This window comes from Alteromonas sp. OM2203, assembly GCF_048517045.1.
GTDB lineage: Bacteria > Pseudomonadota > Gammaproteobacteria > Enterobacterales > Alteromonadaceae > Alteromonas > Alteromonas gracilis.
On record NZ_CP183209.1, the window covers coordinates 3,417,328 to 3,440,466 of the forward strand.

19 protein-coding genes are annotated in these 23,139 nt (G+C 44.9%); 12 read left to right on the plus strand and 7 right to left on the minus strand.

Annotated features, from left to right (window positions below):
* The first annotated feature begins 236 nt into the window (after window positions 1-236).
* From tal to ACM0P2_RS15130, 3 genes are all read left to right on the plus strand, one after another.
* Complete coding sequence (gene tal, locus ACM0P2_RS15120; protein WP_120961827.1) at window positions 237-1,196, plus strand: transaldolase; 960 nt, start codon at window positions 237-239, stop codon at window positions 1,194-1,196.
* Window positions 1,197-1,210: 14 nt separating this feature from the next.
* Window positions 1,211-2,860 (plus strand): glucose-6-phosphate isomerase, encoded by a 1,650-nt coding sequence (gene pgi, locus ACM0P2_RS15125; protein WP_159117846.1) that lies wholly within the window; start codon window positions 1,211-1,213, stop codon window positions 2,858-2,860.
* A gap of 362 nt (window positions 2,861-3,222) precedes the next feature.
* Complete coding sequence (locus ACM0P2_RS15130) at window positions 3,223-3,399, plus strand: DUF3545 family protein (RefSeq protein WP_012519516.1); 177 nt, start codon at window positions 3,223-3,225, stop codon at window positions 3,397-3,399.
* Between the two features lie 79 nt (window positions 3,400-3,478).
* On the opposite strand, the gene ung is transcribed toward ACM0P2_RS15130, so the two are convergent.
* From ung to ACM0P2_RS15160, 6 genes are all read right to left on the minus strand, one after another.
* Entirely contained in the window at window positions 3,479-4,150 is a 672-nt protein-coding gene (gene ung, locus ACM0P2_RS15135) for a uracil-DNA glycosylase (protein WP_159117845.1), read from the minus strand.
* On the minus strand, window positions 4,150-5,433 hold the full coding sequence (thrC, locus tag ACM0P2_RS15140) for a threonine synthase (protein ID WP_159117844.1): 1,284 nt from the start codon (window positions 5,431-5,433) through the stop codon (window positions 4,150-4,152). The genes ung and thrC overlap by 1 nt, the downstream gene beginning before the upstream one ends.
* Before the next feature lie 118 nt (window positions 5,434-5,551).
* Window positions 5,552-6,496, minus strand: a complete 945-nt coding sequence (gene thrB / locus ACM0P2_RS15145; protein WP_159117843.1) for a homoserine kinase — start codon at window positions 6,494-6,496, stop codon at window positions 5,552-5,554.
* A gap of 121 nt (window positions 6,497-6,617) precedes the next feature.
* Window positions 6,618-9,083, minus strand: a complete 2,466-nt coding sequence (gene thrA / locus ACM0P2_RS15150) for a bifunctional aspartate kinase/homoserine dehydrogenase I (RefSeq protein ID WP_159117842.1) — start codon at window positions 9,081-9,083, stop codon at window positions 6,618-6,620.
* Window positions 9,084-9,434: 351 nt separating this feature from the next.
* The gene (locus tag ACM0P2_RS15155; RefSeq protein WP_159117841.1) at window positions 9,435-11,954 is read right to left on the minus strand and encodes an excinuclease ABC subunit UvrA; all 2,520 of its coding nucleotides are present in this window, start codon (window positions 11,952-11,954) and stop codon (window positions 9,435-9,437) included.
* Window positions 11,955-12,035: 81 nt separating this feature from the next.
* Window positions 12,036-12,914, minus strand: coding sequence for a LysR substrate-binding domain-containing protein (locus ACM0P2_RS15160; protein ID WP_159117840.1), 879 nt, complete (start codon window positions 12,912-12,914; stop codon window positions 12,036-12,038).
* Window positions 12,915-13,103: 189 nt separating this feature from the next.
* On the opposite strand from ACM0P2_RS15160, the gene ACM0P2_RS15165 reads away from it, so the two are divergent.
* The 6 genes from ACM0P2_RS15165 to arsB all read left to right on the plus strand — a co-directional run bounded on the left by ACM0P2_RS15165 (window position 13,104) and on the right by arsB (window position 18,156).
* On the plus strand, window positions 13,104-14,261 hold the full coding sequence (locus ACM0P2_RS15165) for an S-(hydroxymethyl)glutathione dehydrogenase/class III alcohol dehydrogenase (protein WP_105929533.1): 1,158 nt from the start codon (window positions 13,104-13,106) through the stop codon (window positions 14,259-14,261).
* Between the two features lie 281 nt (window positions 14,262-14,542).
* Window positions 14,543-15,232, plus strand: a complete 690-nt coding sequence (locus tag ACM0P2_RS15170) for a protein tyrosine phosphatase family protein (RefSeq protein WP_173359146.1) — start codon at window positions 14,543-14,545, stop codon at window positions 15,230-15,232.
* Between the two features lie 161 nt (window positions 15,233-15,393).
* Complete coding sequence (locus tag ACM0P2_RS15175; protein WP_159117839.1) at window positions 15,394-15,726, plus strand: metalloregulator ArsR/SmtB family transcription factor; 333 nt, start codon at window positions 15,394-15,396, stop codon at window positions 15,724-15,726.
* A gap of 132 nt (window positions 15,727-15,858) precedes the next feature.
* On the plus strand, window positions 15,859-16,326 hold the full coding sequence (locus ACM0P2_RS15180; protein ID WP_159117838.1) for an arsenate reductase ArsC: 468 nt from the start codon (window positions 15,859-15,861) through the stop codon (window positions 16,324-16,326).
* An 83-nt stretch (window positions 16,327-16,409) separates the two neighbouring features.
* Window positions 16,410-17,093, plus strand: coding sequence for an arsenical resistance protein ArsH (gene arsH, locus ACM0P2_RS15185; RefSeq protein ID WP_236547059.1), 684 nt, complete (start codon window positions 16,410-16,412; stop codon window positions 17,091-17,093).
* A 22-nt stretch (window positions 17,094-17,115) separates the two neighbouring features.
* Window positions 17,116-18,156: an ACR3 family arsenite efflux transporter gene (gene arsB / locus ACM0P2_RS15190; protein ID WP_159117837.1), complete on the plus strand. Its 1,041-nt coding sequence runs from the start codon at window positions 17,116-17,118 to the stop codon at window positions 18,154-18,156.
* 68 nt (window positions 18,157-18,224) lie between these two features.
* Here arsB and ACM0P2_RS15195 read toward each other — a convergent pair whose 3' ends face one another.
* Window positions 18,225-18,623 carry a response regulator gene (locus tag ACM0P2_RS15195; RefSeq protein WP_159117836.1) on the minus strand — a complete coding sequence of 133 codons (399 nt, stop codon included), beginning with the start codon at window positions 18,621-18,623 and terminating at the stop codon, window positions 18,225-18,227.
* Between the two features lie 445 nt (window positions 18,624-19,068).
* Here ACM0P2_RS15195 and aceK point away from each other — a divergent pair, with 445 nt between their 5' ends.
* From aceK to ACM0P2_RS15210, 3 genes are all read left to right on the plus strand, one after another.
* On the plus strand, window positions 19,069-20,802 hold the full coding sequence (gene aceK / locus ACM0P2_RS15200; RefSeq protein WP_105929527.1) for a bifunctional isocitrate dehydrogenase kinase/phosphatase: 1,734 nt from the start codon (window positions 19,069-19,071) through the stop codon (window positions 20,800-20,802).
* Between the two features lie 221 nt (window positions 20,803-21,023).
* On the plus strand, window positions 21,024-21,704 hold the full coding sequence (locus tag ACM0P2_RS15205; RefSeq protein ID WP_105929526.1) for a response regulator transcription factor: 681 nt from the start codon (window positions 21,024-21,026) through the stop codon (window positions 21,702-21,704).
* Window positions 21,701-23,104 (plus strand): HAMP domain-containing sensor histidine kinase, encoded by a 1,404-nt coding sequence (locus tag ACM0P2_RS15210; RefSeq protein ID WP_159117831.1) that lies wholly within the window; start codon window positions 21,701-21,703, stop codon window positions 23,102-23,104. Before ACM0P2_RS15205 ends, ACM0P2_RS15210 begins: the two co-directional genes overlap by 4 nt.
* The last annotated feature ends 35 nt before the right edge of the window (window positions 23,105-23,139 follow it).

Below are 23,139 nucleotides of genomic sequence, written 5' to 3' on the forward strand. Positions count from 1 at the left end.
ATATAAATAGCAGTACAAAAAATTATTCAAACAATAAGTCATATGCATCCTCTAGATGTATGTCTTGATGACCAAAGCGCTAAATTTGTTTTTGCCTCCTTCCTTGTTGGAAGATGTATTTCGCAAAAAGAAAACGCAAGCGCGAAGCCCTACACACGCGCAAGCGAACCGTTTTATTCAACTGGCTTTTCTAGCGAGTTGTCCAAATTTATTATTACTAAAGAATAGAGAGAATTATGAGTAATCAGTTAGCTTCATTACGTGATATCACTACCGTAGTTGCCGACACGGGCGACATCGATGCCATTAAAAAGTATCAACCAGTCGATGCCACTACCAACCCGTCGCTACTTTTAAAAGCGGCAGGTCTTCCTCAATATGCAAGCCTAATTGATGATGCTGTAGCATGGGCAAAACTTCAGTCTAACGACGCCGACCAACAATTAACTGATGCTTCAGACAAGTTAGCAGTTGCCATTGGTAAAGAAATATCTGCAACTATACCTGGCCGTATTTCTACCGAGGTAGACGCCCGTTTGTCGTTCGATACCGCTGCAACCATCGAAAAAGCAGAGCGCTTAGTTCAGCTTTATGAAGACGCTGGCATCGATAAGTCACGCATTCTTATTAAAATTGCGTCTACTTGGGAAGGTATTCAAGCAGCTGAAGCACTAGAGAAGAAAGGCATTCAATGTAACCTAACCCTTCTCTTCAGCTTCGCCCAAGCACAGGCGTGTGCGGAAGCGGGAGTTTACCTAATTTCCCCATTCGTTGGCCGTATTTTAGACTGGTACAAAAAGGCGACGGGCACTGAGTCATACGCACCAGACGAAGATCCGGGCGTTGTATCAGTAACCAAAATTTACAACTACTACAAAGAGCACGGCTACAACACCGTGGTAATGGGCGCGAGCTTCCGCAACATTGGCGAAATTCAAGCGTTAGCTGGTTGTGATCGTCTTACCATCAGCCCTGCACTTCTGGAAGAACTGGCCAATGAACCTGGCGAATTAGAAGTTAAGCTTAAAGACAATGGCGCAACGAAAACACCAGGTGACCGTTTAACAGAAAGCGAATTCCGCTGGGCAATGAACGAAGATGCAATGGCAACAGAAAAGCTTTCTGAGGGCATCCGTAACTTTGCGGCTGACCAAGACAAGCTAGAAACCATGCTACGTGAAAAACTAAGCGCATAAGGGTTATTGAATCAATGAGTGTTTTAACATCACTTCCAGAATGGAAAAAGCTATCTGAACTTGCTTTATCGGTTAAAGATGCCCACATGCGTGATTGGTTTGCAAAAGATGTAAGTCGCGCTGATAAGATGCAGCTTGAAGCCTGCGGCATTTTTCTAGATTACTCCAAAAACCGTGTAAACGAAGATGCGCTTAAAGGGCTTTTTGACCTAGCTCGTGCATGTAAATTAGAAACCCTTCGCGACGCTATGTTTTCGGGTGAGCAAATTAACTCAACCGAAGGTCGCGCAGTGCTGCATACCGCACTTCGCAACTTCTCTGACCGCAAAGTGCTGGTAGATGGCGAAGATGTTATGCCTGAAGTACATGCAACGCTTGCTAAAATTGAAGCGTTTACCGCGTCAGTTCACAGCGGTGAACACAAAGGTTATACCGGCAAGCCAATCAAGCACATTGTGGCAATCGGTATTGGTGGCTCGTTCCTTGGCCCTAAAATTATGACTGAGGCACTTAAGCCACATACAGTAGATGCGGTGAAGGTTCACTTTGTTGCCAATGTTGATGGTTGCCACATTCACGACGTGCTATCTAGCGTAGACTTTGAAGAGACCTTAGTAGTTATGTCATCAAAGTCTTTTTCTACCCAAGAGACGCTTCAAAATACGCTAACGGCTAAAGATTGGTTCTTAAAGTCTGGCGGTACACAGGAAGATATTGCCAAACACTTTGTAGCTGTGTCTTCAAACGTAAAAGCAGCTACCGAGTTTGGTATTAGCGCCGACAACATCTTCCCAATGTGGGACTGGGTGGGCGGTCGTTACTCACTGTGGTCAGCTATTGGCCTGCCTATTTCACTTGCACTTGGCTTTGAAAACTTTAAAGGCTTGCTTGAAGGTGCGTTTGACATGGATACCCATTTCACAACCGCACCGCTAGAAGAAAACATGCCTGTTCTACTTGCTCTCTTAGGCGTTTGGTACAGAAACTTCTTTGATGCACAATCACATGTTTTACTGCCTTACTACCACTATCTTCGTGGCTTACCAGCTTACGTACAGCAGTTAGATATGGAAAGTAATGGTAAGGAAGTGACGCAAGAAGGCGAGAACGTGGACTACCCGACTGGCCCAATTATTTGGGGTAGCGAGGGCACAAATGGTCAGCACAGCTTCCACCAACTTATTCATCAAGGTTCAGGCGTTATTCCAGCTGATTTCATGCTGCCGCTTAACGTGCCTAATCAAGATCACACCCATCATGCCATGCTTGCGTCTAACTGCTTTGGTCAAACCCAAGCGCTCATGCAGGGTAAAACCTTCGAAGAGTGTTATGCAGACCTTGACGGTAAGGGCCTTGACGACGTAGAACGCAAACGCTTAGCCGCTCACAAAACCATGCCCGGTAATAAGCCTAGCAATACTTTCTTATTTGACAGCCTTACACCTAAAACACTTGGCGCGCTGGTTGCAATGTATGAGCATAAGGTATTCGTTCAGGGTGTTATCTGGAACCTTAACTCATTCGACCAATGGGGCGTAGAGTTAGGTAAAGTGCTAGGAAACCAAGTACTTGCAGGCATTCAAGGCGAAGCGGACAACGACAATTTCGACGCTTCAACACAACAATTGATTGCCAAATTCAGAGCAGCGAATGCACCAAAATAAGGAACACGAGGTGATTTAAAATCACCCACTTGGTGCAAATAACAAACTGAACGGCTAGCTTTTTCAAAAGCTAGCCGTTTTTTGTTGCGGTATTCATCGACGATACGACAGGCGTTTTTGATATCCGTAGCACTGTACCATTGATGACTAAAAAACCAAACAGTATCAATTGCATACAGTTTTTGTTCACGCTTTAAACACACTGGACTTTCCTTACCCTTGTCATCATATCGTCACAATTTGTTAATAAAAGGTAAACTAAACTATTTTATTTTAGTGTCGGCTGTGATACAAAATCGTACAGAGGGAATTTAAAAACAAAAACTCTGTATTAGTTGTAGTGGTATAAAAAGGAGATCCCAGTGGATAAGTCAGATCTATTTGCCATGTTAGACATCGAAGCAAGCCCAGCAAAAACCAAAAGCAAAAAACGTAAGTGGAGAGAAATCGAAGCGCTACAAGATCGCTACAAATTAGAAAAAGAACTCGCCGAACTCGACTGTGGTTTCGAGTACGAGCTAGAAACACTGGAAAGATAAAATGAAGGCCGCCTGTTACACAGGCGGCCTTTTTACTTTCTAGCATGCTTTATTTAGGTGCTTAGCCTAAAAGCTAATGCTATACCTGCCAGTGGATAGGGTCTTTACCCTTGGCAACAAGGTATTGGTTAGTTTGGCTGAAGTGTTTACAACCTAAAAAGCCTCTGTGTGCTGAGAGTGGCGATGGATGAGGTGCATGTAAGACTAGGTGTTTTTCACGGTCTATGTGCTTGCCTTTTTTTTGCGCGTGGCTTCCCCACAGAAGAAACACTACGTTTTTGCAGTGTTCATTGACCGCATCAATAACTTTATCAGTAAAGGTTTCCCACCCCCACTTCGCATGACTATGCGCCTTGCCCTGCTCCACAGTGAGAACAGTATTAAGCAACAATACACCTTGCTCTGCCCATGACGTGAGCGTACCGTGATTAGGCTCGACAAAACCGTCGATGTCGGTCAATAACTCTTTGTACATGTTTTTAAGTGATGGCGGTGTTTTAACGCCTGCTTTTACCGAAAAACAGAGACCGTGGGCTTGATTCGGTCCATGGTAAGGATCTTGCCCTAATATCACGACTTTAACCTCATCGAGCGGCGTGTATTTAAGTGCGTTGAATACATCAGGCTGAGGCGGGTAAATAACACTTCCCGCCTCTCGCGCATGCTTCACGCGCTCAAGCAATTCAACAAAATAGTCTTTTTGCTTTTCTTCACCAAGCGCGCTCTGCCATGTTGAAACCAATGATGTCATTACTTCAATAGTTCCATCATATGCTGTTTAAGTGCATCGTAAGACGCGGGTAGATCTACGGCTAAGCTATCTTCACCTGCTACATCGGCCAACGGCTTTGGCAAGCTGATAGGGTTTCCTAATACGTTTTCTACGGTTTCCCTAAACTTGGCTGGATGTGCAGTGCCCAAGAACAATCCAATTTCACCGTCTTCTAAATCATGATTTACTGCGCGATAAGCAATAGCTGCATGCGGCTCGCTGGTATAACCTTGTTGCGCCAATTGACGCATAGCGAGCTGCGTATATTCTTCGTCTACCATCTCACCTTTAAGGCACGCTTTGTCGATGTAACCACGTTCGATAAGCGCCTCAATACGCGGCCAGTTATTTGGCTGGCTCACATCCATAGCATTAGACATGGTTGCTACGGTCGCCTTAGGGTCCCACTCACCGGTCTTAAGATAGCGTGGCACAGTGTCATTCAAGTTCGTTGCCGCAATAAAACGCTTAATTGGTAAGCCTAACGATTTAGCAATCATACCAGCTGTGAGGTTACCGAAGTTTCCGCTAGGTACCGACACAACCACTTGATCGCGCTTTTCTTTAGGCAGTTGGCTAATCGCTTCAAAGTAATAGCAAACCTGGGCTAATAAACGGCTGATATTAATTGAATTTGCTGAGTTTAGGTGAAGACCTTCACGTACGTCAGGATCATCAAACGCGGTTTTCACCAACGATTGACACGCATCAAAGTCAGACTCTATTGCCACGGTATGGATATTTCCGCCTAGCGTGGTGAATAGCTTTTCCTGTAGCGCACTGATCTTGCCCTTAGGAAACAGGATAACCACGTTGATATTCTCTATGCCATGGAACGCGTGAGCTACAGCCGCGCCAGTATCACCTGAGGTCGCAGTTAAAATAGTTACTGGCTTGCCTTCGCTGATGCGTGACAGGGTTTGCGCCATAAAGCGGCCGCCAAAGTCTTTAAACGCCAGCGTTGGTCCGTGGAAAAGCTCTAAGCAGTATACGTTGTCGTTCACTTGCTCAACTGGCGCACCAAACGCAAATGCGGTTTTCACAATCTCTTCTAGCTCGCCATTGTTCAGCTCGTCACCAATCAGTGCGCGAAGCACTTCAATACTGCGCTCGACAAACGGTTTTTCCAACAGTTCGTCAATATTGTCTAGAGTAGGTATATGCTCTGGAAAATAAAGCCCTTGGTTTCTACCTAAGCCGCGCTTCACAGCGTCAGCAAAGTTCGCTGTGTCCGATGAATCTTTTAAATTTACCAATTCCACTTGCTGTTACCTTTATAGTTAGGCAGATGTACTGCCCTTTTAATCTTTTAAAAAATCACTGTGCTTTTATGAGTTACTATGACTTTAGGAATCATGTGCCTTTAAGAAATCATGTCCGTTAAGAAATAATAGTACCTTGGCTTGGTATTTGGCACACATGGCTAAAGCCATCATCGTTCTGAATATAGTTATCGGTTAAATATGCGGCGACGTTTTCCGCCTGCGCTTTACTTGAACACACGGCAAACACCGTTGGCCCTGAACCCGAAATACCGAACGCGAGCGCGCCCGCTTGCTCACTAAATGCACGTGCCTCATCAAAGCCAGGCAGTAGCGATTTTCTGTAAGGTTCCGCAATGACATCTTTCATTACTGACGCCGCCAAGTCAAAGTTACCGGCATGTAAAGCGTGAACAAATACCCCTAACTGCCGACCAAAGGTTAGCGCCGTCGCCATATCCACCTGCTTAGGTAAGATATCGCGAGCAGCCGCTGTCGATACGCTAATGCCCGAATAACAAACGGCATAGTACCAGTCGTCGTTCAAAGGCAGTGATAGCGTGACCGGCGCGTCGCTGCCCGTCATTAGCGTCATGCCGCCCAAATAACACGGAGCTACGTTATCGTAATGTACGCTACCACTAATTTGGCCTTCTAGCTCGCCCATCATAATTAGCAACGTATCTTCATCAAACGGGTTGTCGAAGAAAGCATTAAGCGCTGCAAAAGCAGCAACAATTGAACTAGCGCTTGAGCCTAAGCCACTGCCAATTGGCAAGTTTTTGTGAAGGGTAAGGGCTACCGGAGAGGTCGGTTTCCCAGCCTTTTCCATCTGCTCACAAAAATAGTGGTAGCACTTAGTGACGATATTGCTATCTGCATCGCCCGGAAGCTTGTGAGCAAAGCGTCCTACCGTCTTTAATGAAAATGACTCAGCCGCTTTTATTTCAACCTCATCACCTAATTTAGTGCCGTCTACTGGAGCGAGCGCTGCACCCAATACATCAAAGCCTAAGCTTACATTTCCAATTGAAGCTGGCGCAAAGGCCGTGAATGCTTTCATATTATTTCTCTTACTTCGCTTGCGACTTAACGGGATAAATCACTAACCTAAGTCGCACCTTCGAATTTCTTACTTTAGCCGCTTATTCATTACGTTAAGCATACCAAGCGTTAATTAGCCGTTAATGCGCCATTTGTTTCCATGGCATAGTACGCAGAATGTCAGCAAACACCCCTGCTGCCGTTACCGTACCACCCGCACCATACCCTCTAATTACATAAGGGATTGGGCTGTAGTAATCGCTGTTAATAGCCAGTGCGTTTTCGCCATCTTTTACCTGCGAAAGCGGGTTGCTCGCCGGCACTGCTTGGATACTGACTTTGCATTTTCCGTCTTCAATACTGCCGATATAACGAAGGACTTTGCCTTCGGCCTTAGCCGCATCAACTTTCTCATTCATAGCAGCATCTAGCTCTGGAAGCTGGCGCATAAATTCGTCAATTGAACAATCTTCAGCAAAACCTTTTGGCAGCACAGACTCAATTTCAATGTCAGATAGCTCTAATGCCAAGTCAGCTTCACGAGCCATAATAAGTAGCTTACGCGCCACATCCATACCACTTAAATCGTCGCGGGGGTCAGGCTCGGTAAAACCGTTGTCCTTGGCTGTTTGTGTCGCTTGCGACAGGCTCATACCTTCTTCAAGCTTTCCAAACACATAAGACAAACTGCCTGATAAAATACCTTCAAAACGGTGTAGTACGTCACCTGCACTGAAAAGTTTCTGCAAGTTATCAATAACGGGAAGACCCGCACCAACGGTGGTTTCGTACAAATACTGGCGATTGGTATCAAGGGCCGTTTTGCGCAGCTTACGGTAGTAAGACATGGCGCTGGTGTTCGCCTTTTTATTGGGCGTTACAACGTGAAACCCGCTTTCCATCATATCTACATATTGCTGTGCAATGGCTTCATGGCTGGTGCAGTCAACAATAACCGGGTTTACCAGGCTGTTGTCGTTAGCAAACTGGTGTAAGCGCTCTACACTTAATCCTTCGCTTGCTGACTCAAGGGCCGCCTTCCAGTCACCGCTAAGCTCAATACCTTGGCTATTTAGCAGTAGCTTGCGGCTATTTGCGATGCCGTAAACACGTAGTTGGATATTGCGCTTCAACAAAGCAGGCTGCTGCTTTTCAATCTGACCTAGCAGTTCGGTGCCCACGTTGCCACACCCCACTAGGAATACGTCTATGGTATGGCGGTCAGAGAAAAAATTCTGGTGGATTACTTTTACTGCTTTCTTAGCACGCTTACTTTCAATTACTGTAGAAATAGAACGCTCTGAAGAGCCCTGAGCAATAGCAACGTTGTTTACTCGCGCTTGTGCAAGCGAGTTGAAGAAACGCGCTGCCAGCCCTTTAGTTTGACGCATACCGTCACCTACTAAGGTAACAATAGCCAGGTCATGACGCACTTCGATAGGATCAAGCAGTTGGTTTTGAAGCTCAAGTGCAAATGCATCTTCAAGAAGGTTCAACGCGCGATTGGCATCTTTGCTTTGTATACAAAAACTGATTGAATATTCTGATGAAGACTGTGTAATCAGGCTTATTGAAATATTGGCGTTAGACATTACCTCAAACACACGGCTTGCCATGCCTACCATGCCTTTAAGCCCAGGGCCTGCAACGTTAAACATGGTTACATTATCAAGCTGAGAGATACCTTTAACCGACGTCCACACTTCGCTTTTTTCATTACTGATTAACGTACCTGGCGCTGCCGGGTTTAACGTGTTTCTGATCAGACAAGGGATGTGATGCTGTGCAATAGGCCCGATGGTTTTTGGATGAAGCACCTTGGCGCCGAAATAAGACAGCTCCATGGCTTCTTGGTAAGTAAGCTTATCTAACAGTACAGCGCCTTCAACTTGATTCGGGTCAGCGTTGTAGACACCGTCTACGTCCGTCCAGATTTCACAGCAGCTTGCATCGATACAGGCCGCTAGAATGGCCGCCGAATAGTCTGAACCGTTACGCCCTAACGTAACTTTCTCACCCGCTTCGTTAGCAGCAACAAAGCCTGGCATAACTAAGAACTCGCTGCCATCGCAGGGTACATCTGAAAAACGCGCTTTGCTTAGTGAAACATCGGCAATACTGTCTAAATAGTCGCCCTCAGCAAGCACATATTTAACAGGGTCGATGATGCGATTAGCTATGCCTTTGGCGGATAGCATGGCGCTGAAGAGCGTTACCGAAATGTATTCACCAATACTGAGAATACCCGCAGCTACATTATCAGGTGCAACACCTAAGAGCTTTATGCCTTCAAGGTGCTGTTTTAATACCGATAAGTGACTATTAATGAATTCCACTACGCTTGCATGTGCAAACCCGTCGAGTTCTTCGTTTAAGTTGTTGGCAATGCCGGTCACCGTATCGTTTAACTTATCAAATAACGGCTGGAAATCTTCACCCGCGGCGGCCTGTTCACACAATAGTGAAAGCGCGTTAGTTACCCCTTTTGGGGCCGAGAGTACAACCGCAGCACCTTCGGTTTGGTGGGTTGCCGTGCTAATTTCCATCACACGCATGTATCGCGGTGCATCGGCTAGAGAAGAACCCCCAAACTTTAAGACTTTCATATGCTGCTCCTTAAGGTTACGCATGCTAAAACGTGTGTAAAAAAAAGCCCGCTCTTGTTTAGGCGGGCTTTCGTTGTCTTTTGCTTACTTGCACTAGTCAGCGACCGCCCTATTTAAGGTGGTAATCAGCATCATGGTGGTGCGAGTAACTAGAATCTTTTTCATACAAGCAATTTGCCGTATAGACGTCTATAAGTCAACCGCAGTTTTCACCATACTGTATTGCAAAAAGTGAAACAATAATTAAGAAACATTTCTCTTTAAGGTACAAAAGCGTCTACTATCGGCGAATTCGCGAACGTAAAGTTGTTTAAAAAGTCATTATAACGCAATAAAAACGACAGCAATGCCTTAGTTTAGCCGGCACGCTTCGGTTAAAAACGGAGCGGTTGCACTCTCCTTATTTCTAGCAACGTCTTCAGGGGTGCCGTGAGCGACGACTTGTCCGCCACTCCCACCTGCGCCTGGTCCGATATCTATGACATAGTCACACGCCGCGGCTACTTTCATATTGTGCTCCACCATAACCACTGTATTGCCCCTATCCACCAGGGAACTTAAGTGCGTCATTAGCAGGGCGATATCTGACAGATGCAAGCCTGTTGTAGGCTCATCTAATACATAAAGAGTGTTGCTGTTTTGAGCGCGCTTTAGCTCAGTGGCTAGTTTTATACGCTGTGCCTCACCGCCAGATAGCTCTGTCGCGCTTTGACCTAATGTAAGGTATCCAAGACCTACTTTGATAAGCGTTTCAAGCCCTCTCAGTACTGCCTTATTGTCGTCAAAAACGTGCTGAGCCTCATCGACGGTAAGCGCTAAAACATCGGCAATGGAATGTTCCTTGTATTTAATCTCTAACACTTCATCCTTAAAGCGCTTTCCATGACATACCGTACACGGCGAATAAACGCTTGGCATGAAAAGTAGTTCCACTGAAACTACACCCAACCCTTCGCAATTAGGGCAGCGACCTTTAACTACGTTAAAAGAAAAATGTCCAGCGTCATAGTTACAAGACTTGGCCTCATCGGTGTCAGCAAATAAACGCCTAATTTGATCAAACATTCCTGTGTAAGTTGCAAGCGTAGAGCGAGGCGTCCTGCCAATTGAAGACTGATCGACAACCACTAAACGACTTATATCGTCTAACCCTTTTTCTATAGCTCCTTTTTCAGCTATCTCTTCGTCGTCTATATCATTATCACTTGAAAGTAATGACGCTTCGCTGAGTTCATCTTCATTTTGAACGTGAGTACCGCCAAGTCCGTCTCTTACCAATTCAACCAACGCTTGGCTAATCAGGCTTGATTTTCCTGAACCTGATACCCCAGTAACGGCTGTCATGACGCCCAAAGGAATTTCAACATTCGCTTTTTTAACATTATTTCGAGTAACGTTTTTAAGGCTAAGGGTGCCCGTAGCACTGCGCCGTGCTCTATTCACCAGTGTTTTATTGTTAAAAACAAAGTCGGCAGTGGACGAGTGCGTCACGCTTGCCAGCTGTTCTGCAGGCCCGCTATATACCAAATCGCCACCGTTTGTGCCCGCCCGAGGGCCAACATCCACCACCCAATTCGCACCTTTGATGACATAAGGGTTATGCTCAACCACTAACAGCGAATTACCTGCTTTCGTGATATCGTGAAGCGCGTGAACCAAAGACTCTACATCGCGAGGATGTAACCCTGCTGAGGGTTCATCCATTACAAATACAACACCAAACAGATTTGATTTAAGCTGCGTAGCCAGACGTAATCGCTGAAGCTCTCCTGCCGAAACCGTGGTTGTGCCTCTGTCCAATGATAGGTAGTCCAGACCTAGCGCAATAATCGGCTTAATTCTATCAACAACATCAGAGGTTATATTTCTTATAACTTGTGCCCTTTCGGAAACATCATCTGCAACAGCATGCCTAAGTTTTTTCAATTTCCTGTCAACGTCGTGCAATGGAAGTCTTGAAAAATCAATAATATCCAAGCCATCTAACGTAACATTTAATGCCTTTGCTTTAAGCTTCTTACCCTGGCAGGTAGGACAGGGTGTGATCGAAAGAAAACGTGCGATGCGCTGCTTTATCTTTTCTTTTTGAGAGGTTTTAAATGTATCTAATACGTGACGTCTGGCGCTGATAAACTTGCCGTTGTAGCTTGCAGGCTCACCTTCGGCGAGTGCTTGTCGAGTTTGCTCTAAGTTATAGCTACGATATACGGGTACCTGAGGCGTTTCATCGGAATACAAAATCCAGTCTTGCGTTTTTTTAGGTAACGTATGCCATGGAACATCAACATCAATATCAAGAGATAGCAGTACCCTAACGAGGTTTTTCCCCTGCCATGCCCCGGGCCAAGCAGCAACTGCACCTTCCCGTATGGTTAGGCTATCGTCAGGCACGAGAAGCTGCGCCTGAGTGTCGAACACTTTACCTATGCCGTCGCACTCATCACACGCACCTTCCGGCGTATTCGCAGAGAACCCGTCAGCATAAATGATACTCTGCCCTTCAGGGTAATCTCCTGCCCTTGAATACAGCATACGTAAACTATTTGATAACGTAGTAATACTGCCAACCGATGAACGCACAGAGGGTGCGCCACGGCGCTGATGTAGACCCACTGCTGGCGGCAGCCCTTCAATCGCATCTACGTCTGGCTTTTCAATCTGCTCAATAAGGCGGCGTGCATAGGGTGATATTGAGTCTAGATAACGATGTTGCGCTTCAGCGTAAAGGGTCCCAAACGCTAGGGAAGATTTTCCCGAACCGGATACGCCGGTGAACACCACCACTTCGTTTCTGGGAATATCTACATTGAGACTTTTAAGATTGTGTACGCGAGCACCGCGTACCTGAATTCGCCCATCATCGTTGTGCACCACATCACCTTTACACGTCTTAATTACAGAATGTTTAGGTTCAAAGGCTATATTTCGATCACTTATTGCATCGGCCAAGCATCAGCTATCTGAAACGATATGCTGGGCCAAGAAGTCCACCAGCAGCCTTATTTTAGGAGCCACATTACGGTTAGACGGAAATACCGCCCAAATGGCTTCTTGCTTATCTTTGTACTCAGGAAACACTTCGATAAGCTCGCCAGAAGCCAAAGCATCTCGCACATAAAAGCCTGGCAGTTGAGCTAGCCCCAAGCCGGCTAAAGCTGCACTACACAGCGCATTCCCACTGTTGTAGCGAGCTCGGCCTTGCACACTAATCGACTGAATTTCCTTGTCTACCATAAATCGCCAATAAGGTTGTGACCCCACTAAAAGCGAGTGATGTTTTAACTCATCGATAGTTTGAGGCTGACCATGCTCTTCAAAATACGCTTTACTGCCACAAACAAAAAGATGACGTGTTGCTAGCTTTTTGGCTACCAGCGTAGAGTCTTCAAGTTTTCCGATTCGAATGGCTAAGTCCAAACCCAAATCGACAATATCGAGCTTTTCATTTGAAAAGGTACATTGAACGCTAATGCCTGAATATTTTTGCATAAAAGTATTAAGCAACGGCGCTATAAACGCCTCACCAAAAGCCACAGGCGCGGTGAGTTTAATCAACCCTTGCGGTGACGTTTGTAGCGCGCTTACAGACAGTTGGGCATTTTCAAGCGCTTTTAAGGCCGGCAATGCTTGTTCAAAGTACAATGTGCCAGCTTCAGTTAACGACACACTGCGTGTAGTGCGCTGCAACAGCTTTACACCAAGCTGCTTTTCCAATGACGCTACTTTTCGACTTATTTGTGCCACAGATGTATCAAGCTTGTTGGCCGCGCCTGTAAAGTTGCCAACTTCTGCCACCGCACAGAACTCTGCGATACCTTCTAAATATTTCATCCTAAGTATTTATGACCTCATTGACTAACGCAAATGTGCTCTCAGACTTAGTCTCATTCTATTTCGACCACTGTATTATTACAAATAAGCAAAAGTGATTTACTAAAAGTGTATTTATCATAACTAATCCGTCTCCTATACTTTGGCCTATAAATCATTATCAAATAATTGGTATAAAGGAGTCATCACATGGCATCGTTCAAAGATTCATTGCAAGAAGGTCAAACGCACATAAAGTCTAAAGCCGCCGTAGCCTGGGCCGCGGGTGAGCCGTTAAAAATGGAAGAAGTTGATGTAGAGCTACCTAAAAAAGGGGAAGTTCTCGTTCGAATCGTTGCCACTGGCGTATGCCACACTGACGCGTTTACCCTTTCTGGCGATGACCCAGAAGGCGTATTCCCTTCAATTCTGGGTCACGAGGGTGGCGGTATTGTTGAAATGGTTGGCGAAGGTGTAACCAGTGTAGAAGTTGGCGACCACGTTATTCCTCTTTACACCGCAGAGTGCGGCGAGTGTAAGTTCTGTAAATCGGGAAAGACTAATCTTTGCCAAGCGGTGCGTGAAACCCAAGGTAAAGGCTTAATGCCAGACGGCACAAGCCGTTTTTCTAAAGATGGCGAGCCAATTTATCACTATATGGGCTGCTCAACGTTTTCTGAGTACACAGTTTTACCAGAAATATCTTTAGCAAAAGTTAATAAGAATGCACCTCTGGACGAAGTTTGCTTACTTGGTTGCGGTGTGACTACAGGTATGGGCGCAGTACTTAAAACCGCAAAAGTACAAGAAGGCGATACGGTTGCTATCTTTGGGTTAGGCGGTATCGGCCTATCAGCGATTATTGGTGCTCGCATGGCCGGTGCGGGTCGCATCATCGGTATCGACATTAACGAGAGCAAGTTCGATTTAGCGAAGCAACTTGGTGCAACTGACGTAGTAAATCCTAATAACTTCGACAAGCCTATTCAGGAAGTCATTGTTGAAATGACTGACGGCGGCGTCGACTACTCGTTTGAGTGTATCGGTAACGTGAACGTGATGCGTTCAGCCTTAGAGTGCTGTCATAAGGGCTGGGGCGAATCTGTGATCATAGGCGTAGCCGGTGCAGGACAAGAAATTTCAACGCGCCCATTTCAATTAGTGACAGGTCGTGTATGGCGTGGTTCTGCGTTTGGTGGTGTTAAAGGTCGCTCAGAGCTGCCGGGCATTGTAGAGCAATACCTAAACGGCGACTTTGGTCTTCAAGAGTTTATCACTCACACAATGGGTCTTGATGAGATCAATGAAGCGTTCGACCTAATGCACAAAGGCGAAAGCATCCGTTCTGTTGTGCATATGGATAGATAATACAAACCGTTGAAAAAAATTTAAGGAGAGGAATTCCTCTCCTTTTAAAACCTGTGCTATGTCATTCCCTAACGCCTCACGCACGGCTCTAGTCCTATCTCTCACACCGAGCTTGGCCCTTCACTTAGACTAGATCAGAAACTTCCCAAGACTAAACCTAGTTCCTTATGTAAACGCTACTGTTTAAGACTTATTCGCAGCTTTTACTGCTTGGACAATAGTAAGCAATTGTGTAACGTAGAAATTATAATCACAACGGTGTCAACAGTGAGCTCTAAACTATGAAAAAGACCCAAACAGCAGCACTTAGAAAAATGAAAAATACGCCATCGCTTCAAAAGTCTACGTTACGTCGCGTTGTTACTACTGCGTTTATTAGCTTAGGGCTAGGATTAAGTTTATGTGCAAACGCTTATTATGAAGGCGGCTCAACACAGCAAGCGGGCAATGACACGCAGATGGAAACTGCACCTACACTTGCAACACTCACCAACTACCAAGAAAACGCGCCATTTATGTATTCTTCTGGCTTACCCAATGCTGCTCACTTTTCTTTGCTAAAGGAAAAAGGAGTCACTCACGTTATAGACTTGATCCCAGGGGATAGAAGCAGTGAAATTTTAACTACATCAGAACTAGGGCTCGATTACTTTAATGTGCCTGTTGATTGGGAAGGCCCTACGCTCGCCAACTTTTTAAACTACGCAGCGTTTATGCAAAGCGTAGAGGTGAATGAGGACAAGGTGCTGACCCACTGTAAATTGAATTGGCGGGGTGCCGCGTTTACATATCTATACAGAATCAACGTACTTGGAGAAAATGAACAAAACGCCAAAAAAGACCTTATGGCAATTTGGCATCCGAACCCAACATGGCACACCTTCATGAACGACGTTATCACTCACTATAATGCGCTAAACAACAACCAAGTGGCGATGTCCTTCGACGCTGCCTTGCCAGAAAGTGATTAGGCTTTTTTAGCTTAATACCAGTCCGCATAGATAACTAAAGAATGCCGTTGCGGAGCTAATTTTTAAAAATAAACATATATGAAATTTCAGATTCGTCATTGACGCATACGGAATTTCATATATGATACTTCACATACGAAATTTCATATGTGAAGTGTTCTATGTCTGCATGTTTTTTGTCGCCCTTAACGTTTTTCAAATGCCTATCTGAAGACACCCGCTTAAAAACGCTACTTATGCTTAGCGTAAAAGGCGAATTATGTGTGTGCGACCTTACCGACGCGCTTCAATTAAGCCAGCCAAAAATTTCACGCCATCTCGCAGATTTACGAAAATGTGGTTTAGTACTCGATACCCGTAAGGGCAAATGGGTGTATTACCAACTTCACCCTGACCTACCTGCCTGGGCACTGGACGTCATAAAGAATACCGCTATTCACAACGATGAGTATTTCAGCGAGTCCTTATCGAATTTGTCTTGCACCAGTTGCTAACGCCTAAATTTTTTCATGTGCAACAGCGCTGAGATTACACCGTAGTACATCGCCAGCTGTCGGTTTTCTCAAGTTTTTAACATTTTTTGATAGTTACTCAAAATAGCATCAACCCTTAATGTAAGGTTTTATATGAAGATTTTATACATTTGTACGCACAACCGCTGCCGCAGCATTCTTTGCGAGGCAATCACTAATGCCTCTAACGGCAAAGTTGAAGCGCGTAGTGCAGGCAGCCAACCTGTAGGTGAAGTACACCCTCTGTCTTTAAAGTACCTTGCAGAGCGTGGTTTTAACACGAATGGTCTTCAAAGCCAGTCGTGGGATGAGTTTGAAGGCTACGATGCAGATCTTGTTGTGACAGTTTGTGATTCCGCTGCTGGTGAGTCATGCCCTGTCTATTTCGGTAAGTCACTTAAGGTGCATTGGGGCTTAGAAGACCCGTCTAAGCTAGAAGGTAGCGAACAAGAGAAAGCCGATGCATTCAATAACACCATCGATATTATTGAAAAGCGCGTAGAGGCACTAGCAGAACTGGCAGAAAAAAACTTAGATAAAGCAGCACTTAAAGACGCACTATCAACGTTGGGCGCTCAGTAATAAATAAAGGTAAAACAATGGACCAAGATATAGCTAGCAGCAACGAAAGATCAATGGCTGAAAGCCCATCAGATAATGCGGTAATGGAACAAATGCACAAGCCCATTATGGCTAACTTTGCATCGACATTCTCAGACCATAAACCTCGTATTTTATTGCTTTACGGTTCACTGAGAGAGCGCTCTTACAGCCGCTTAGTTATTGAAGAGTCAGCGCGGTTGCTTGAATATTTTGGCGCTGAAGCCAAAATATTTGATCCTCGCGGATTGCCGCAGCCTGATACTGAAGATGAATCTCATCCCAAAGTTAAAGAATTGCGCGAGCTTATGATGTGGTCTGAAGGGCAAATCTGGTGCTCTCCAGAGCGACACGGCAGTATGACAGGCATTATGAAAAGCATGATTGACTGGGTACCGCTCAGCCTTGGTGGCGTACGCCCAACTCAAGGTAAAACACTGGCCATCATGCAGGTATCAGGAGGCTCTCAGTCGTTTAATGCGGTAAACCAGATGCGAATTTTAGGCCGATGGATGCGCATGTTAACTATCCCTAACCAGTCTTCTGTGGCAAAAGCGTTTCTTGAATTCGAAGAAAATGGTCGGATGAAAACCTCCCCTTACTACAACCGCATTGTGGATGTAGTTGAAGAACTGGTGAAATTTACTTTGCTTACTCGCGATAACAAAGACTTTCTGGTTGATCGCTATTCTGAGCGTGTTGAAAGCGCAGAAGAAGTGAGCAAACGTGTTAATCAAAAGTCGTTGTAAAATAAGACAAAGGTGAATCAGCATGGGTTTCTTTGAACGTTATTTATCAGTGTGGGCTGGTCTTTGTATTGTTGCGGGTGTAGGTCTGGGCTATGCCATGCCTGGCGCATTCGAGTCTATTGCAGCACTTGAATATGCACACGTAAACCTCGTAGTGGCCGTGCTTATTTGGTTAATGATTTATCCAATGATGGTGCAAATAGACTTTGGCTCTATTAAAAACGTCGGTAAAAAGCCAAAGGGCTTGGTGCTTACACTTGTGGTTAACTGGCTTATTAAGCCTTTCACTATGGCGCTTCTAGGCTGGCTATTCTTTAAAGGTATTTTTGCCGATTTGGTAGACCCGCAAACTGCCACTGAATACATAGCAGGTATGATATTACTGGGCGTCGCTCCTTGTACTGCTATGGTTTTCGTGTGGAGCCATCTAACCAAAGGGGATGCTAACTACACGCTGGTGCAGGTCTCAATAAACGACCTTATTATGGTAGTCGCTTTTGCACCACTTACCGCTATGTTACTAGGCGTAACAGACATCACGGTTCCTTGGGACACCCTGCTACTTTCTGTGGCGCTCTATGTAGTATTGCCCTTGATAGCGGGCTATATCACGCGCCGCCTCTTGGAAAACAAAAACAACAGCGCGCAGGGAACCGTTCCAGGAAGTGGTGCTGTTGACGCATTGGTTAGTAAGTTCAAACCTTTTTCAGTCATTGGTTTGCTGCTGACAATTGTTATTTTGTTTGGCCTTCAAGCAGAAACGATTTTATCACAGCCCCAAGATATCGTACTTATTGCGATACCGCTGCTCATACAAACTTACGGTATTTTCGCCATTGCCTATTTTGCAGCAAAGCGCATGAAACTGCCGCACAATATTGCGGCACCAGCGTGCATGATTGGTACGTCGAACTTTTTCGAGCTAGCGGTTGCCGTGGCAATTTCTCTCTTTGGGCTTCACAGCGGCGCGGCTCTGGCGACTGTGGTAGGCGTATTGGTAGAAGTTCCGGTTATGCTTTCATTAGTCTGGTTCGCTAACAAAACCCGTCATTGGTTTGATTAATAATATGTGTGCTGGTACATAACGAAAAAGAGCGAACCAAGGTTCGCTCTTTTATATTAACGGATAATTTAAACGGCAATTGCAGTCTGGTAGGTGTCGGGCAGAATAAAACCAAAACGACAAAGAATGGTTTTCAACGCATCACGTTTTATCGGCTTTTCTATAAACGACAGCGCGCCTAACGACATCACCTTTTCTTGCATCAACGGCTGAATGTCGCCAGAAATCACGATAACGAACACTTCAAGCTGACGGCGCTTAATTTCGCTTAGTACACCAAGGCCATCTAGAACCGGCATGGTGAGGTCGAGCAAAACCAAGTCGATGGTGTGATGTGCTAACACCTCTAAAGCATCCATACCGTTTGAAACTTCATAGACAGTTTCAGCGAACCCATCTGGCAAGTTACTTCTCGCCATCTTTCTGGCAAGCGAAGAATCATCACAAATTAGAATATTAAAGCCCATCGACTACAAACTTATAAATGGTTACTAATCGGCCATCAGAATACCTTAAACGAAAGTATAATAATACCAGTCCGCATAGATCATTACCCACTCAGCGAGAGTTAAAATGTTCGTAATCGCGGCGTGTTACCGCAGGTATAGTGGTTCTACATCAAGGTGACACAACAAAGAGTACGGACATTTTAAACTCGCCCTTCGGGAAGGTCTGGCAAGCTTCCTAGCTTCATTCTGGGAATTTGAAAGGGAATAGCCATTCCTGCATTCCCACGCTTTGCTAGGAAACTTGCCAGCGCCTTCTGAGTGGGCAATTATCTATGCGGATTGGTATGAAATATAAAAAGCCTCTAATAATGCTCGACTTATTCTGGTTATAAACCAAAGTTTTCTCTGAAACAGAAGAGATTTATGATAGATCTAGTAGGCTACAAAACAAGGAAATACGCCAATGCACGAGTTAGCCTCTAATGATGACAAGCAGTTAGTTAAAAAAGTTGCCTATCAGATTTTGTCTCATTTCGATAAGAGCTATCGATGGTTTACTCGGATTACACGTGGCGCTCAAGAAAGGTTTGAGAAGGGCAACTGGAAAGAGACGCAGCTTGCCTCAAAAGAGCGTATCACTATTTATGAACAAAGCCTTTCTGACGCAGTGGCCGAAATATATCACCTAACGCAAGTACATCAAAAAGACGATGCTTTTTGGCAGGAACTTAAGAAAGTATTCGCTTTGCAGCTAGAAGGTCACCCTCAGTTTGAGCTTGCCGAAACCTTTTATAACTCGGTAATAGGCCGTTTGTTCAAACATCGAAAAATTGACAACGACATGATGTTTGTACTGCCAAGCCGCTGCTTTCTGCCAGGGCAAGACAGAGACAAAGTCATCAATAGCTTTGACACCACAACAACGGTTCGCGAGATGTATGAGTCGATTTTTAAGATCTATCGATACAACATTCCGTTTGAAAACTTCGAGCGGGATTTGCAGCATCTTGAGAAGGCGCTTCGAGCAAGGTTGAACAAAGAACAGTTAGCCAGCGTTCAGGCAGTTGAAATTTTAAAGCCTACCTTCTTTCGTGGTAAAGCCGCTTACTTGATTGGCCGAATTTGCATGCCTGATGAGACGCTGCCGTTTGTCATCGCCATGCGAAGATACAATGAGCCTCATATGTTTGTCGACGCGTTGCTTACTGACCGAAAAGATTTAAGCGTTATTTTCGGTTTCGCTCGCAGTTACTTTATGGCAGATACCCAAAACCCTGCCGAGGTGGCGGCCTTTCTTCAAGAGCTTTTGCCGAACAAGAAACATTTCGAACTTTATATGGCCATGGGTCATTACAAACACGGCAAAACGGTTTTTTATCGAAACTTTTTACAGCACATGGATGAGTCTGACGATAAATTTGAAGCTGCTCCCGGTATTCGCGGTTTAGTCATGATGGTATTCCATCTGCCCTCTTACGGTGTGGTGTTCAAGATTATTAAAGACGAGTTTGCAGAAAGTAAAAAAATTACCCGCGATCACGTCAAAGAATGCTACAAGTTGGTTAAGATGTCTGACCGCGTGGGCCGAATGGCAGATACTCACGAATACGTAAACTTTAGATTTCCTTTAGACAGGATAGAGCCTGAACTCATCGACGAACTTAAAGAAACCTGTGCATCGAGTTTAGAATTTACTGAAACAGAGTTGATTATCAAGCACATGTACATAGAGCGAAAAATGACCCCGCTTAATTTGTATCTGCAAGAAGAAACTGATGAAGAAAAAATCACGCGTGCTCTCGATGAATTGGGGTTATGTATTAAGCAGATAGCAATGGCTAACATTTTTCCTGGAGACATGCTTCACAAAAATTTTGGTATTACTCGCCACGGACGGGTCATCTTTTATGACTATGATGAAATTTGTTTAATGAACGAGCGTAACTTTAGAGCGCTGCCAAAATCTGATGATCCTTATGCAATCGACACGTTATCGGTAGCGCCTAACGATGTGTTTCCTGAGCAATTTGAACATTTCATTGTAGGAAAACGTAAGTTTAAAGATATTTTGAAATCGCTTCACGGTGATTTGATGACGCCCGAGTATTGGCACGGCGTACAGGAGAAATGTGCACGGGGTGATGTACAACACTTTACACCCTACAGCGCGACTATGCGGTTTGACAGAGGAGAGTAAAAAATTGCGCTCCTCTCAAAGGTGAAACTAACGTCTCAAAAACACGCTATATGCATAAAAGCTTAAAAGTGATCGTTTCATTGCTCCATGTTCGTAAAAGAAATATAAAGCGTTAATGCTTTTCGACTGCTTGAACTCGCTTGCTGTTAAAACTTGAGGTATCGAGGTAATAGCAACGCCAAACAAGCGTGTGAATGTTGATAACCAAAAGAAGCGTAATAATGAAAGTGCTACTTGTAGAAGATGATCCTAAAGTTGCCTCGCACATTGCTAATGGACTATTGGGCGAAGGGCATGAATGTATTACCGTGGGTGATGGAACATCTGGCTACCGCGAAGCGTCGCAAAGTGAATTAGACGCCGTAATATTAGACGTGATGCTACCTGAACTCGACGGTTTTTCAGTGTTAGAGAAACTTCGTGAGGAAGGAAATACCACTCCAGTCTTGTTACTCAGCGCAAAGAGCCAAGTTGAAGATAAAGTTCGGGGCCTTCGCACAGGCGCCAACGATTACCTGACAAAACCGTTTGCCTTTGAAGAGCTTCTCGCTCGTGTCGAAGGGCTAGCCGGTCGAAATAAAGAGAGCGAAGACAAAACCCTTATAAAAGTAGGTGATTTAACGCTTGATTTAGTCAACCGCAAGGTGCTTCGTGGCGACCAAGAAATCGATTTACAGTCTAAAGAGTTTCAGTTGCTTGAATGCTTGCTTCGCCACAAGGGCAAAGTGGTAACGCGCAGCATGTTGCTAGAGCAGGTTTGGAATTATCATTTCGATCCGCAAACCAACGTAATCGACGTGCACATAAGCCGTTTACGTCAAAAAGTAGATAAAGCGTTCAACGTTCCGTTAATTGAAACAGTAAGAGGCACAGGGTACCGCATAGCGGACGAGCTTGCATGATAGCGATCCGCGACTTTACGCGTAGCTCAAGTTTTCGCGTAGGCGTTTTGCTCACTACCCTAGCCTGCATTGCCATTGTTCTTATCGTTTATTTTTGGCGCTTAACCAGCAGTGATTTGTTTATTTCTGAATCCAACGCTGCGGTTAACGCCAAAACGAACGCATTAATCACACTTCACGAGAAACTTGGTATAGAAGCGGTAATCGCCTCCATCAGGTCAGATAGTCTCTCCCCAAACGCGTCCATCTCCAGTTCCCAGGGGGGCGTTTTCAATAATTTGCGTTCGTTCATTGCGTTAAGTAAAGAAAATCAGATTGTGGCAGGTAATTTGTCTTCCGTTCCGCTGGTGCTAGAACGCCACAAAGGGGCGAGTTTTGATACTGCTGAAATCGTTATTACTCGCCAAAACAGTGATTCTCGTAAAATACTTCATCAAGCGCTAATGAGAGAGACAAACTTAGGTGAGTACGAACTTTACGTTGGGCGTGGTATCGACGATTTATACAGCGCACAATGGTTTGGCAAAACGTTTAGCTGGATTATTGTGGTTTTACTTTGCACATTGAGTATCCTCAGTTTTGCTATCGCCGTTTATGTCGTAAATAGAATTAACCGCATGTCACAGACCGCCGACAAAATTATCAAAACCGGTAGTCTTGAAGAGCGCTTAGAGATAGACAGTAACTGGGATGATTTAAGCAGCCTTTCATTCGTTTTCAATCAGATGCTCGATACTATTGAAAGTTCAGTAAATAACATCAAGTCGGTTACAGATAGCATTGCTCATGATTTGCGAACGCCACTGTCAAGACTTCGCAACACGCTAGAAAAAATTGAAGACGACGAGCTTCGCAGTGAAACAACCCAAGAAGCTGACAACTTACTTAATATGTTTAACAGCCTTTTACGCATAAGTGGTCTTGAGACCACGAATAAAAAAGAAGGCTTCTGCAGCACAGATGCCCGAGCTATCGTCGAGGACGTGGTTGATCTTTACCACCCTCTTGCTGAAGAACGCAATATTCAGCTGTCCAGTCAGCTTGAAAACGTGACTATGCTCGCCGACCCCAACTTGCTCTTTCAAGCTGTAGCCAATGTATTAGATAACGCTATTAAATATTCAAACGAAGATAGTATTGTTACTGTTCAGCTAACAACTACGGACAAACACATTGTTATTGCAGTAAATGATGCAGGCATAGGCGTGGGTGAACACGAGATATTAAATTTAGAGCGTCGTTTTTATCGGGCCGATGGTAGTAGAACCAGTAAAGGGAACGGGTTGGGTTTATCTCTCGTTTCCGCGATAGTAAAGCTACACGACGGACAAACGTGGTTCGTACACGACCCTTTAATGAAAGGGCATGGATTGGGCGTGGTGTTTTGCTTTCCCAAATAGAAACACATTGAAATAAATAGCGATAAAAGTAATTC

Coding starts and splice junctions, on each gene's coding strand:
- tal (WP_120961827.1), top strand. CDS start 237: ATGAGTAATCAGTTAGCTTCATTACGTGATATCACTACCGTAGTTGCC.
- pgi (WP_159117846.1), top strand. CDS start 1,211: ATGAGTGTTTTAACATCACTTCCAGAATGGAAAAAGCTATCTGAACTT.
- ung (WP_159117845.1), bottom strand. CDS start 4,150: ATGACATCATTGGTTTCAACATGGCAGAGCGCGCTTGGTGAAGAAAAG.
- thrB (WP_159117843.1), bottom strand. CDS start 6,496: ATGAAAGCATTCACGGCCTTTGCGCCAGCTTCAATTGGAAATGTAAGC.
- thrA (WP_159117842.1), bottom strand. CDS start 9,083: ATGAAAGTCTTAAAGTTTGGGGGTTCTTCTCTAGCCGATGCACCGCGA.
- ACM0P2_RS15160 (WP_159117840.1), bottom strand. CDS start 12,914: ATGAAATATTTAGAAGGTATCGCAGAGTTCTGTGCGGTGGCAGAAGTT.
- ACM0P2_RS15165 (WP_105929533.1), top strand. CDS start 13,104: ATGGCATCGTTCAAAGATTCATTGCAAGAAGGTCAAACGCACATAAAG.
- ACM0P2_RS15170 (WP_173359146.1), top strand. CDS start 14,543: ATGAAAAAGACCCAAACAGCAGCACTTAGAAAAATGAAAAATACGCCA.
- ACM0P2_RS15175 (WP_159117839.1), top strand. CDS start 15,394: ATGTCTGCATGTTTTTTGTCGCCCTTAACGTTTTTCAAATGCCTATCT.
- ACM0P2_RS15180 (WP_159117838.1), top strand. CDS start 15,859: ATGAAGATTTTATACATTTGTACGCACAACCGCTGCCGCAGCATTCTT.
- arsH (WP_236547059.1), top strand. CDS start 16,410: ATGGAACAAATGCACAAGCCCATTATGGCTAACTTTGCATCGACATTC.
- arsB (WP_159117837.1), top strand. CDS start 17,116: ATGGGTTTCTTTGAACGTTATTTATCAGTGTGGGCTGGTCTTTGTATT.
- ACM0P2_RS15195 (WP_159117836.1), bottom strand. CDS start 18,623: ATGGGCTTTAATATTCTAATTTGTGATGATTCTTCGCTTGCCAGAAAG.
- aceK (WP_105929527.1), top strand. CDS start 19,069: ATGCACGAGTTAGCCTCTAATGATGACAAGCAGTTAGTTAAAAAAGTT.
- ACM0P2_RS15205 (WP_105929526.1), top strand. CDS start 21,024: ATGAAAGTGCTACTTGTAGAAGATGATCCTAAAGTTGCCTCGCACATT.
- ACM0P2_RS15210 (WP_159117831.1), top strand. CDS start 21,701: ATGATAGCGATCCGCGACTTTACGCGTAGCTCAAGTTTTCGCGTAGGC.